Annotated in this window: 9 protein-coding genes; 6 read left to right on the top strand and 3 right to left on the bottom strand. The window is 66.5% G+C overall.

The features are described 5' to 3' along the window. The first annotated feature begins 93 nt into the window (after nucleotides 1-93). The 4 genes from purT to PWP93_RS08530 all read left to right on the top strand — a co-directional run bounded on the left by purT (nucleotide 94) and on the right by PWP93_RS08530 (nucleotide 4167). A complete protein-coding gene (gene purT, locus PWP93_RS08545; RefSeq protein ID WP_421044138.1) occupies nucleotides 94-1314 on the top strand; it encodes a formate-dependent phosphoribosylglycinamide formyltransferase in 1221 nt (406 codons plus the stop codon). 187 nt (nucleotides 1315-1501) lie between these two features. Then, nucleotides 1502-1624: a hypothetical protein gene (locus PWP93_RS08540; RefSeq protein ID WP_421044137.1), complete on the top strand. Its 123-nt coding sequence runs from the start codon at nucleotides 1502-1504 to the stop codon at nucleotides 1622-1624. Between the two features lie 135 nt (nucleotides 1625-1759). Continuing rightward, nucleotides 1760-2143 carry an MliC family protein gene (locus PWP93_RS08535; RefSeq protein ID WP_421045045.1) on the top strand — a complete coding sequence of 128 codons (384 nt, stop codon included), beginning with the start codon at nucleotides 1760-1762 and terminating at the stop codon, nucleotides 2141-2143. 542 nt (nucleotides 2144-2685) lie between these two features. After that, a complete protein-coding gene (locus PWP93_RS08530; protein ID WP_421044136.1) occupies nucleotides 2686-4167 on the top strand; it encodes a DEAD/DEAH box helicase in 1482 nt (493 codons plus the stop codon). Nucleotides 4168-4282: 115 nt separating this feature from the next. Here the strand turns inward: PWP93_RS08530 and gluQRS are convergent, their stop codons facing one another. Both gluQRS and PWP93_RS08520 read right to left on the bottom strand, forming a co-directional pair. Then, a complete protein-coding gene (gene gluQRS, locus PWP93_RS08525) occupies nucleotides 4283-5215 on the bottom strand; it encodes a tRNA glutamyl-Q(34) synthetase GluQRS (RefSeq protein WP_421044135.1) in 933 nt (310 codons plus the stop codon). A gap of 29 nt (nucleotides 5216-5244) precedes the next feature. Then, the gene (locus PWP93_RS08520) at nucleotides 5245-6138 is read right to left on the bottom strand and encodes a sulfurtransferase (RefSeq protein WP_421044134.1); all 894 of its coding nucleotides are present in this window, start codon (nucleotides 6136-6138) and stop codon (nucleotides 5245-5247) included. Nucleotides 6139-6339: 201 nt separating this feature from the next. On the opposite strand from PWP93_RS08520, the gene dnaE reads away from it, so the two are divergent. Further along, entirely contained in the window at nucleotides 6340-9918 is a 3579-nt protein-coding gene (gene dnaE, locus PWP93_RS08515) for a DNA polymerase III subunit alpha (RefSeq protein ID WP_421045044.1), read from the top strand. A 67-nt stretch (nucleotides 9919-9985) separates the two neighbouring features. Here the strand turns inward: dnaE and PWP93_RS08510 are convergent, their stop codons facing one another. Next, complete coding sequence (locus PWP93_RS08510) at nucleotides 9986-10798, bottom strand: glycosyltransferase family 2 protein (RefSeq protein WP_421044133.1); 813 nt, start codon at nucleotides 10796-10798, stop codon at nucleotides 9986-9988. A gap of 381 nt (nucleotides 10799-11179) precedes the next feature. Between PWP93_RS08510 and msbA the strand changes: the two genes are divergently transcribed. Beyond that, nucleotides 11180-12934, top strand: coding sequence for a lipid A export permease/ATP-binding protein MsbA (gene msbA, locus PWP93_RS08505; protein WP_421045043.1), 1755 nt, complete (start codon nucleotides 11180-11182; stop codon nucleotides 12932-12934). The last annotated feature ends 29 nt before the right edge of the window (nucleotides 12935-12963 follow it).

Raw genomic sequence — 12963 nt, 5'->3', positions numbered from 1 at the left:
GGGCACGGGGTGTTAACATCGGCGCTCCCTCGCATTCGCATTCCTTTGAAGCGCGCGAATCACGCGCCGCCTCACTCTCATCCTGGAGACATCATGCAGACCGGCACTCGCATCGGCACGCCGCTTTCCGCTTCCGCCACCCGAGTCATGCTGCTCGGCGCCGGCGAACTCGGCAAGGAAGTGATCATCGCGCTGCAACGCCTCGGCGTCGAAGTGATCGCCGTCGACCGCTACGAAAACGCGCCCGGCCATCAGGTCGCGCATCGCGCTCACGTCATCGACATGGCCGATCCCAAGGCGCTGCGCGCGCTCATCGACGCCGAGCGGCCGCACCTCGTGGTGCCCGAGATCGAGGCCATCGCCACCGATGCGCTGGCGGCCGTCGAGGCCGAAGGCGCAGCCGTGGTGATCCCCACCGCGCGCGCCGCGCAGCTCACCATGAACCGCGAAGGCATCCGGCGTCTCGCCGCAGAGGAACTGGGCCTGCCGACCTCGCCTTACGCATTCGCGGATTCGCTCGACGAACTGAAGGCCGGCATTGTCAGGGTCGGCTACCCGTGCGTGGTGAAGCCAGTGATGTCGTCCTCGGGCAAGGGGCAGTCGGTGCTCAAGAGCGATGCCGATGTCGAGCGTGCCTGGCAATACGCGCTCGCGGGCGGACGCGTGAATCACGGCCGCGTGATCGTCGAGGGCTTTATCGACTTCGAATACGAAATCACGCAGCTCACCGTGCGCGCGACCGATCCGGCGAGCGGCGCCGTGCAGACGTACTTCTGCGATCCGATCGGCCACCGCCAGGTCGACGGCGACTATGTGGAGTCGTGGCAGCCGCAGCCGATGAGCCCGAAGGCGCTCGAACGCTCGCGCGAGGTTGCGCACAAGGTGACCGAGGCGCTGGGCGGCCGCGGCCTCTTTGGCGTCGAGCTGTTCGTGCGCGGCGATGACGTCTGGTTCTCGGAAGTGAGCCCGCGTCCGCACGACACGGGGCTCGTCACGCTCGCGTCGCAACGCTTCTCCGAGTTCGAACTGCATGCGCGCGCGATTCTCGGGCTGCCCGTCGATACGACGGCGCGCGGGCCGGGCGCATCGGCGGTGATTTACGGGGGCATGGATGCGCGCGGCATTGCCTTCGAAGGCGTGACAGAAGCGCTGGCCGTGCCGGGTGCGGACCTGCGCCTGTTCGGCAAGCCCGAGAGCTTCGCGAAGCGCCGCATGGGCGTCGCGCTCGCGACGGGCGTCGATATCGACGAAGCACGTTCGCGCGCACGCGCGGCGGCCTCGGCGGTGCGCCCGGTGCCGGGAAGCGCGTCGTAACGGGCGCTGGCGTGGCGGCGCATGACTTGAGGCCGTGTTGATCGGGCGCATTCGTGCTGCCGTCGTAGCGCCGGATAATCGCTGTTCTTTCCGCTCGGTCCGCGCTGCCGCTGTGCATGGCCAGGCATGCACGGGGCGCGGCGCGATGCGCCGGGTTATCGTGTCAAGCCATTGCAGGAAATTGGGAATGAAGAAGTCGATCGCGTTGTGGTGGCCGCGTGGGCTGATGGTGGTGTGCGCTTTCGCGCTCTCGGGCTGCGGCCTCGCTGCCGCGCCCACCGACGCCTGCGCCGACGTGATCGACCCCTGACCCGTGAAGCCCGTGCAGCGGCGCAACACGGCCAATCACCACGCCGGCGCAGCGCGCCGGTCCAACCGGGTATCGGGAGAACACGCCATGATCCGCGGATGCGACGCCGCCCTTCGTCTTGCCGCCCGTCTACGCATGCCGCGCCGATTTGCTGCGGGCGTGCTCGCGTTCGCCGTCCTCGGCGCCGGCGCGAGCCTTGCGGCAACTGCCGCGCAAGCCGCCTCGCTCGACGTGCGCGAGATCCAGACCCAGTCTCGCCACACCTATCGCTATACCTGCGCGGACGGCAAGACCTTCAAGGTGACCTACATCAACGGCTCCAACGGGCAGAGCTTCGCGCTCGTTCCCGTTGCGGGCCGCACGCTGCTGTTTGTCGGCGTGATTGCCGCGTCGGGCGTGAAATACGTCGCCGACCGCTATACCTGGTGGACCAAGGGCCCCGGCGCCGACCTCTACGACGACATGTCCGAAGCCAGTCCCAAGCCCCTCGTTTCCGGTTGCGCCACGATCATGCGCTAAGGCCCCCGGCGCTTTGCGCCCGCGCCGTTCCGGTGCGCGGCGTGCAGAAGCCGGACTGCCCAGCCATAGGGATTTATGCCAAGGTGTTACAATACCGGCCTTTCGCCGAATTGCGCCTGCTCTCGTGGCGGGTTCTGGCCGGCGACGAGGCAGACTGCCGCGCCCGCGAGCGCCGGGACGAGGCAGACGCCCAGGCGTTACGACATCGACTGAAACAGCCGGGCGCACCGGCTGGCAACAAGGGAACGAGCGGGTCGAGCGCGGCCGTGCAGCCGGCGCTCCCTGCACACCGCGATGAGTTGACTCGACGGCGTTCCCGCGCGAATCTGCCGGCATTTTCCGCGAGCCGTCCGCTGGACGGCCAACGCGGCCGCTGCGGCCGGCAGCCAGGCGGAAAAAGCCGCTGCGGCCCCGCAGCGCCGTAACTCAGTAACGCTCGCCCAGTTTGCCCGCACTTTTCGAAGCAATCCGGCAGTACCCTGCAGTGAATATTTGAGGCGCGTCGCGCCTCGCGCGCATAGCGCCTTTATAGCGAAGCCACCATGTCCGACACAGCCGTCAAGCCCAGCACCGAGACCTTCGATCAGTTCGGCCTCGCACCCGAGATCCTCAAGGCGATCAAGGAGCAGGGCTACACGACGCCCACGCCCATTCAGGCGCAGGCGATTCCCGTGGTCCTCACGGGCCGCGACGTGATGGGCGCCGCGCAGACCGGCACCGGCAAGACCGCGAGTTTTTCGCTGCCGATCATTCAGCGTCTGCTGCCGCTGGCAAGCACGAGCGCCTCGCCCGCGCGCCACCCGGTGCGCGCGCTGATCCTCACGCCCACGCGCGAGCTGGCCGACCAGGTCGCCAACAACGTGCGCACCTACGCGCAGCACACGGCGCTGCGCAGTGCGGTGGTGTTCGGCGGCGTCGACATGAATCCGCAATCGGATGAACTGCGCCGCGGTGTGGAAATCCTGATTGCGACGCCGGGCCGCCTGCTCGACCACGTGCAGCAGAAGACCACGAATCTGGGCCAGGTGCAGATGCTGGTGCTCGACGAAGCCGACCGCATGCTCGACATGGGCTTCCTGCCGGACCTCCAGCGCATCCTGAATCTGCTGCCGAAGGAGCGCCAGACGCTGCTGTTCTCGGCGACCTTCTCGGGAGAGATCAAGAAGCTCGCCGCCACCTATCTGCGCACGCCGCAGACCATCGAGGTCGCGCGCAGCAACTCGACGGCCACCAACGTCACGCAGGTCGTCTACGAAGTGGCCGAAGGCGACAAAACCGGCGCGGTCGTGCAGCTGATACGCGAGCGCGGCCTGAAACAGGTGATCGTGTTCTGCAACAGCAAGATCGGCGCGAGCCGTCTTGCGCGCCAGATCGAGAAGCAGGGCATCGTGGCCGCGGCGATTCACGGCGACCGCTCGCAAAACGAGCGCATGCAGGCGCTCGACGCGTTCAAGCGCGGCGAGATCGAGGCGCTGGTGGCGACCGACGTGGCCGCGCGCGGCCTCGACATCGCCGAATTGCCGGCCGTGATCAACTTCGACCTGCCCTTTAACGCCGAAGACTACGTGCACCGCATTGGCCGCACGGGCCGCGCGGGCGCCTCGGGCGACGCGCTCTCGCTGTGCAGCCCGAGCGAGAAGAAGCAGCTCGCCGATATCGAAAAGCTGATCAAGCGGCCGCTGACGGTCGAGCGTCTCGTGGTCGACACGCCGGTTGCGCATCACGAAGGCGGCAGCCGGCGTCGCGAGCGCGACAGTCATGAAGGCCGCGAAGGACGCGGGGAGCGCGTCGGCCATCGCCGCGCCGGTGCGTACGAGCGGCCGCATCACCACCGTCCGGCGCAGCCCGTCGACGACTTCTTCCTGAAGCCGTACGAGCCGTCGCCGAGCGCGCGCAGCGCGGCCGAAGACAAGCCCGCGCCGGCCGCCGCCGCGTCGCAAAAGCAGAAGCAGCCGCTCGCGGCGCTGCTCGGTGGGCTGGGTTCGTCGTGGCGCAACAAGCCGACCTCGTCTTCGTCGTCCTGAAGCTGATGTCCTGGCGAGGCTTCTGCTTCGCGCGATGAAAAAAAGCGGCGTGCCGGTTTCGACCGGCACGCCGCTTTTGCATTTCTGCCTGCAATCGTGTGGCTATGCGCTCATTTCATCGGGCCGCTAATTGCGCGAGGCGGCGCCCCCATGCGTCGATCGCATCGGCCTGAAAGGCTTCGAGCGTCGCGGGCGCGGGGGCGCGCAGTTCGAGCCCGAGATGGCGCGCGGCGGCGAGCAGCGCCACGAGCGGCCGCTCGGCGTCGAGCGCTTGCGCGCCGGTCTGCTTCGAGAGCTTTTCGCCTTCCTCGTTGGTAACGACGGGCACGTGCAGATACACGGGCGTGGGCACGGCGAGGCACCGCTGGAGCCAGATCTGGCGCGCCGTGGAGTCGAGCAGGTCCGCGCCGCGCACGACATGGGTGATGTTCTGCGCGGCGTCGTCGACCACCACGGCGAGTTGATACGCCCACTGGCCGTCCGCGCGCAACAGCACGAAGTCGCCGACTTCGGTCGCCAGATCCTGCGCCTGCGGTCCTTGCCAGCGGTCGTCGAAGCGGATCAGCGCGGGATTGCTCCCGGCCCCGGGCGTGTCGTCCGGCACGCGCAGACGCCACGCGCGCGCGGGCTTGCCGTGCAGTCCCGCGCGGCAGGTGCCGGGATAGATCAGCGTGGTATTGCGCCGGTGCGCGTGCAGTTGCGAATCGGCGATTTCCTTGCGCGTGCAGCCGCACGGATACACATGGCCCGCCGCAATCAACCGGTCGAGCGCCGCGCGGTAAAGATCGAGGCGCTGGCTTTGCCATTGCGGCGGCTCGTCGGCGTGAAAGCCGAAGCGCTCCAGCGTCGCGAGAATATCTTCGGCGGCGCCGGGGACCGTGCGCGGGCCGTCGATGTCCTCCACGCGCACGAGCCACGCGCCGTCATGCGCGCGCGCGTCGAGCCAACTCGCGAGCGCCGAGACGAGCGAGCCGAAATGCAGCGGTCCGGTAGGCGAGGGCGCGAAGCGCCCGCGATACCCCTGATGCGTTTGAGCCGGTGCGCTCACGCGCGCCTCACGCACACATCACGCACACATCACGCAGCGTGTGCCGGCGTGGTGGCGGCGGCCGCTTGAACAGGCTCCGCGCGCTCCGGATGGCACGCCGGGCAGCTCTTGCCCGCGACGTAAAGCGGCGACGCCTGCCCGGCGGGCGTAACCACCGCGCGGCACGCAAAGCATTGCACGGTATCGGTCGCTTCGAGCTGCGGGTTGAGCGCGGTGCGCTGATCGAATACGAAGCAGTCGCCGTTGTAGTGCGCGCCGCCCACTTCCTCGAAATACTTGAGAATGCCGCCTTCGAGCTGATACACGTGCTCGATCCCCACTTCCTTCATGTGGATCGCGGCCTTTTCGCAGCGGATTCCGCCCGTGCAGAACGACACCACGGTCTTGCCTTGGAGATCGGCGCGGTTGGCCTCGATCAAGCCCGGGAATTCGCTGAACTTGGCGATGCGGTAGTCGAGCGCCTGGTCGAACGTGCCGAGGTCCACCTCGAACGCGTTGCGCGTGTCGAGCATGACGACCGGGCGGCCTTCGTCGTCGAAGCCGCGGTCGAGCCACGTCTTGAGCACGACCGGCGCGACCGATGGCGCGCGGCCTTCCTCGGGGCGGATCGCGGGCTTCTTCATGGTGATGATCTCGCGCTTCAGGCGCACCAGCATGCGGTTGAAGGGGCGCGTTTCCGAGAAGCTTTCCTTGAACTGCAGGGTCGCGAATTTGCCCTCGAACAGCGGATCGTGGTTGATGTAGTCCATGAAGGCGCGCACGTTGCCTTCGTCGCCCGCGACGAACAGATTGATGCCTTCCGGCGCGAGCAGGATGGTGCCCCGCAAATCGAGCGACTTGCAGCGTTCGAGCACGAGCGGACGCCATTCGGCGGTCTTGTCGAGTGTCGCGAACTGGTAGGCGGAGAGATTGAGAATACGCATGGCCAACTTGAAAACCTGAATCCGATGGGCCCGCGGCGCGGCGGGCGTAATCCGCTATTATCCCTCAACCGGGCCGTGCAGCGCCTGCAGCGCATTGCCTCGCTCCCCGCAAGCCTTGCGCGTGTCCGATGCCGCGCTGGGCCTTATCCGAATGGTCGGGCACGCAGGCCACGGCAAAAATCGCGTGGCCGTGGAGGTACAATCACGCCCATGTCAGATCCCCGCTTCGTCCATCTCCGCGTCCACTCCGAATTCTCGATTGCCGACGGCATCGTGCGCCTCGACGACCTCGTCAAGGCGGCGGCCAAGGACGGCCAGGGCGCGCTCGCGCTCACCGACCTCGGCAACGCATTCGGCCTCGTTCGTTTCTACACGGAAGCCCGTGGCAAAGGGGTCAAACCCATTGCCGGCTGCGATGTCTGGATCATGAATCCGGACGACCGCGACAAACCTTCGCGTCTGCTTCTGCTCGTGAAGGACAAACGCGGTTATCTCAATCTCTGCGAACTGCTATCCAAGGCATGGCTCACGAATCAATATCGTGGGCGCGCGGAAGTCGATGTCGCGTGGCTCGAAAGCGGGCTGGGCGAAGGGCTGCTCGCGATCTCGGGCGCGCAGCAGGGCGACGTGGGGCTCGCACTCGCGGCGGGCAACGTCGAAAGCGCGAAGCGTCATGCGCAGCGCTGGGCGAAACTGTTCCCGAACGGCTATTACATCGAGTTGCAGCGCTGCGGCCAGCCGGGCGCCGAACAGTACATCGAGCAGGCTGTGGCGATTGCGGCGGAACTGAAGCTGCCAGTGGTGGCCACGCATCCGATGCAGTTCATGACCGACGAGGAATACACGGCGCACGAAGCGCGCGTATGCATCTCGGAGGGCGACATTCTCGCGAATCCGCGCCGCCAGAAGCGCTTCACGACCGAGCAGCGGTTTCGCACCCAGGACGAAATGGTCGCGCTGTTCGCGGACATTCCCTCGGCCATTGCGAACACCATCGAAATCGCGCGGCGCTGCAACCTCACGCTCGAGCTCGGCAAGCCGAAGCTGCCGCTCTTCCCGACGCCCGACGGCATGTCGCTCGACGACTATCTCGTGCAGCTCTCGAAAGAGGGGCTCGAAAGACGCCTCGTGCAGCTTTATCCCGATGAAGCCGAGCGCGAGAACGAGCGCGCACGCTATAACGAGCGCCTCGAATTCGAGTGCGGGACCATCATCAAGATGGGCTTCCCGGGCTACTTCCTGATCGTCGCGGACTTCATCAACTGGGCCAAGAACAACGGCGTGCCGGTGGGACCGGGCCGGGGCTCGGGCGCAGGCTCGCTGGTGGCTTACGCGCTCGGCATTACCGATCTGGATCCGCTGCGCTACAACCTGCTGTTCGAGCGCTTCCTGAATCCGGAACGCGTCTCGATGCCCGACTTCGACATCGACTTCTGCCAGCACGGGCGCGACCGCGTCATTCAGTACGTGAAGGAGAAGTACGGCGCGGACGCCGTCTCGCAGATCGCCACCTTCGGCACCATGGCCGCGAAGGCCGCGGTGCGCGACATCGGCCGCGTGCTCGACCTCGGCTATAACTTCACGGACGGCGTGGCCAAGCTGATTCCGTTCAAGCCGGGCAAGCACGTCACCATCGCCGATGCGATGAAGGAAGAGCCGCTGCTGCAAGAGCGCTACGACAACGAAGACGAAGTGCACCAGCTGCTCGACCTCGCGCAGCTCGTGGAAGGTCTCACGCGTAACGTGGGCATGCACGCGGGCGGCGTGCTGATCGCGCCCGGCAAGCTCACAGACTTCTGCCCCCTCTACACCCAGGGCGACGAAAGCGGCGTCGTGAGCCAGTACGACAAGGACGACGTGGAAGCCGTCGGCCTCGTGAAGTTCGACTTTCTGGGCCTCACCACGCTCACGATTCTCGACTGGGCCGAGCGTTATATCCGCATGCTGGATCCGTCGAAGAAAGACTGGTCGCTCGCGCAGGTGCCGCTAGACGATCCCGCTTCCTTCCAGATCCTCAAGAAGGCCAACACGGTTGCCGTGTTCCAGCTGGAAAGCCGCGGCATGCAGGGCATGTTGAAGGACGCGCAGCCCGACCGCTTCGAGGACATCATCGCGCTCGTGGCCTTGTATCGTCCGGGCCCGATGGACCTGATCCCGAGCTTCTGCGCGCGCAAGCACGGCCGTGAAGTGGTGGAGTATCCCGATCCGCGCGTCGAACCGGTTCTGAAAGAGACCTACGGCATCATGGTCTACCAGGAGCAGGTGATGCAGATGGCGCAGATCATCGGCGGCTACTCGCTTGGCGGCGCTGACCTTTTGCGCCGCGCGATGGGCAAGAAGAAGCCCGAGGAGATGGCCAAGCACCGCGAGATCTTTGCGGAGGGCGCGGCGAAGAACGGTCTCACGCGCGAGAAGGCCGACGAGACCTTCGACTTGATGGAGAAGTTCGCGGGCTACGGCTTCAACAAGTCGCACGCGGCCGCCTATGCGCTGCTCGCCTATCACACGGCGTGGCTCAAGGCGCACCATCCGGCCGAATTCATGGCGGCCAACATGTCGCTCGCCATGGACGACACCGACAAGGTGAAGATCCTGTTCGAGGACTGCGCCACCAACGGTTTGAAAGTGCTGCCGCCGGACGTGAACGCGTCGGCGTATCGCTTCGAGCCCGTGGCCGATGCTCATGTGGCCGAAGGCAAGCGCTCGCGCACCATCCGTTATGGCCTTGGGGCGATCAAGGGCAGCGGCCAGAACGCCATCGAAGAAGTCCTGCGCGCGCGCAAAGAAGGCGGGCTCTTCAAGGACCTGTTCGACTTCTGCGAGCGCATCGACCGCCGCCTCGTGAATCGCCGCACGATCGAGGCGATGATCCGCGCGGGCGCGTTCGATTCGATCCACGCGAATCGCGCGCAACTGCTCGCGTCGGTGCCGATGGCGATGGAGGCCGCCGACCAGGCGAGCGCCAACGCCATGCAGGCGGGTCTCTTCGACATGGGCGACGCGCCGCTGGCCGCGCACGAACTCGTGGACGAACCCGCCTGGGGCGACAAGCGCAGGCTGCAGGAAGAGAAGGGCGCGCTCGGCTTCTATCTGTCCGGGCACCTGTTCGATGCCTACAAGGACGAAGTGCGCCGCTTCGTGCGCCAGAAGATCGGCGATCTCAAGGAAGGGCGCGACAAGCTCGTCGCGGGCGTGATCGCCTCGCTGCGCACGCAGATGACCCAGCGCGGCAAGATGCTGATCGCGCTGCTCGACGACGGCACCGGCCAGTGCGAAGTGACGGTGTTCAACGAGCAGTATGAGGCACACAAGGCGCTCTTCAAGGAAGACGAACTGCTGGTCGTGCAGGGCGGGGCGCGCAACGACGCGTTCACGGGCGGCATCCGCTTCACGGTGGACACTGTGATGGATCTGGAGCGCGCCCGCAGCCGCTACGCGCAGGCCGTGAAGGTGCAGATGAACGGCAATGCCAATGCGCTCGCGCTGCGCTCGGTGCTCGAAGCGCATCGCGCGAAGCCCGATGATTCGCTGCCCGCGCCGGTGGTGGAAACGCGCGGGCGTGGCGGACGCGACGGCGGCGGAGGTTATGGTGGAGGCCGGGGTCGCGAGCGCGAGCACGTGGCCATTCCGAACGGCCTCGCGGTGCAGATCGTCTATAGCAACGAACGCGCGCAAGGCGAAGTGCGTCTGGGCGACGCCTGGCGCGTGAAGCCCACCGACGAACTCATTGCGGCGCTGCGCGGCGAGTTCGCGGGCAGTTCCATCGAAATCGTCTACTGACGATGTCTTTTCTGGCAGCGCGAGCGGCAATGGCTGCTGCTTGCGCTGCCTGTCCTTCCGCCCCGATTCAGCGTTTCTTCGCGACTTTGCCGTCGCGCGTGAGCAGCGCGAGCTTGACGTAGCGGTAGTACGTGGTCTCGGCGTTGTTGATCGCGAGCATCAGTCCCTCGGCGCCGTCGAGAAATCCCGCGCGTATCACCCAGGTGCGAAAGAACGCCCAGAAGCCCTTGCCGAGCGCTTTGGCGAGCGACGAGCGCTTGCCGTCCTCGGCCATAGTGAGCGCGCCGGCCGTCGAATAGGCGTTGGTCTTTTCGAGCGCTTCGTGCAGATCAGGCATCGAAATATGAATGATCGGGCCGTTGAGCTGGCCGATCGTGCCCTGAATCTCGAGGTGCGTGTGGGTGCGCACGTCGGTGAAGCGCGCGCTGCCGCGCCGGAACAGGCGCTCGATGCGGTCGGGCCACCAGCCCGAGTGCTTCATGAAGCGCCCGCAGAAGCTCGAGCGGCGCGGCGTGCTGAATGCGGCGTGCGTCGTGCCCTCGGCGAGCAGGCGTTCCAGTTCGGCGCGCAGCTCGGGGCTCAGACGCTCGTCGGCGTCGAGGCAGATTACCCAGTCGCCGCGCGCCTCGGCCAGCGCCCGGTTCTTCTGCGGGCCGTCGCCGGGCCAGTCGGTTTCGAACACGCGCGCGCCTAGCTCGCGGCAGATGTCGGGCGTGCCGTCGGTGCTGCCGGAATCGAACACGATGGTTTCCATCGCGAGCCCGCGCACCGATTCGAGGCAGTCGCGAATGTCGTGCGCCTCGTTCATCGCCACCACGATGACCGAAAGGGTGGCATGCGGTGAGCCGCTCGGGCGGATCGGAGAAAGTCCGTCGGACATGGAAAGACGCCTGTTCTGGAGGAATGTCGGAAGCGGTGTACCGCGCCGCGCCCGCTGGAGGCCAGCCGGGCGCGGAGGTGCGTATTCTAGACGATGCCGGACGACGTGCCGGAGCGGGCTGGGCGCTGGCGGGCGAGCATGCGGGGCCTGATCGCCGCTGTTGCATTCCCGGCGGATCGCACGGCGTGCTGCGTCAAGCGTATACAATGCGTACCGCGCCGCCGGGCCATCCGTCAGACGATCTGCCTTGAACCGGCCGGCTGGGCTAGCGGCCCAGTCACGCATGCAGTCCCGCCGGCATTTCCACTCGCATTTCCAGCACACGCTTTTCCAGAGGATTCCTTGAGCGAGACCTCCCCACAATCCACTCTCAGCAAGCCGATCGGCTCCGGCACGAAGTCGACTGCCTCGTCGGTTGGCCGGCGCCTCTGGCCGTATATCAAGCCGCTCTTCTGGGTGGCGGTCGCCGCCATCGTCACGCTGGCGATCGTGGCCGCGACCGAGGCCGGCATTCCGGCGCTCCTCAAGCCGCTGCTCGACCACGGCTTCGGCACCAAGGGCAGCACGAGCGCCAGATGGATCGTGCCCGCCGCCGTGATCGGCCTCGCGCTCGTGCGCGGCCTGGCGCAATACGCGTCCGGCTATCTGCTCCAGTACATGACCAACAAAATCCTGCTGGAGCTGCGCCTGAAGATGTTCGAGCGCATGATCCATGCGAGCGTCGGGTTTTTCCAGCGCGAGACGGCGAGCACGGTCATCAACGCCATCGTGTTCGAGGTCAACCAGATCCTGGGCGTGCTGCTGAGCGTGCTGGTCACGTCCGTGCGCGACTCGCTCACGGTGATCTTTCTGCTGGGCTATCTGTTCATTCTGAACTGGCGCCTAACGCTGATCGTGGCCGTGCTGCTGCCGGCCATCGGCTGGCTCGTCAGCAAGATCAACCGGCGCCTGCGCCGCCTGAACCGCGAGCACCAGGCGCTCACGAACGAGCTGTCGTACATCGTCGAGGAGACGGTGGGCGGCTACAAGGTCGTCAAGGTTCACAACGGCGAGCAGTACGAAATGGACCGCTTCGGCGAGATGAGCAAGCGTCTGCGCGGCTATCAGATGCGCATGACGATCTCGGGCGGCCTCGCGCAGCCGCTTACGCAGTTTCTTGCCTCGATCGCGCTCGCGGTCGTCATCACGATCGCCGTGGTGCAGGCCTCGCACGACCAGACCACCGTGGGCGGCTTCGTCGCGTTCGTGACGTCGATGCTGCTCGTGATCTCGCCGCTCAAGCATCTGATCGACGTGAACCAGCCGTTGCAGCGCGGCATGACGGCCGCCGAGCTGATCTTCGGCCTCATCGACGAGCCGGTCGAGCCGGCCGGCGGCGGCAAGCCGCTCGAGCGCGCGCGCGGCGAGATCGAGTTCCGCAACGTGTCGTTCTCCTATGGGCCCGGTGCGCGCTCGATCCTGGAGAGCGTGACGTTCAGCGCGGCGCCGGGCGAGATGATCGCGCTGGCGGGCCCGTCGGGCAGCGGCAAGACCACGCTCGTGAACCTGCTGCCGCGCTTTTTCGATCCGAGCGGCGGCGAGGTTCTGGTCGATGGCGTGCCGCTGCCCGAGTACGACATCCATGCGCTGCGCAGCCAGATCGCGATGGTGAGCCAGGACGTGACGCTCTTCAACGACACGGTCGCGAACAACGTGGCCTATGGCGAGAAGGCCGATCTCGCGCGCGTGGAAGAAGCGCTGCGCGCGGCCAACCTCTGGGACACGATCGCGGCGCTGCCCGAAGGCGTTGAGACGCGAGTCGGCGACAACGGCATGAAGCTCTCGGGCGGGCAGCGGCAGCGTCTGGCGATCGCGCGCGCGATCTACAAGGACGCGCCGATCCTGATTCTCGACGAAGCGACTTCGGCGCTCGATTCGGAGTCGGAGCGCCACGTGCAGGCGGCGCTCGAAACGCTGATGAAGGGCCGCACGACGCTCGTGATTGCGCATCGGCTCTCGACCATCGAGCGCGCGGACCGCATTCTGGTGATGGAGGCGGGCCGCATTGTCGAGCGCGGCTCGCATCAGCAGTTGCTCGAACAGCGCGGGCTGTACGCGCACCTGCACAAGATCCAGTTCCAGCAGAACGCCGCTTAAGAGATCACAGGCGTCGCAGAGAGGCGCCC

Source organism: Paraburkholderia sp. A1RI-2L, assembly GCF_048957375.1.
Lineage (GTDB): Bacteria > Pseudomonadota > Gammaproteobacteria > Burkholderiales > Burkholderiaceae > Paraburkholderia.
The sequence above is the reverse complement of the archived record's forward strand: the minus strand, read 5'-3'. Positions and strand labels throughout refer to the sequence as shown.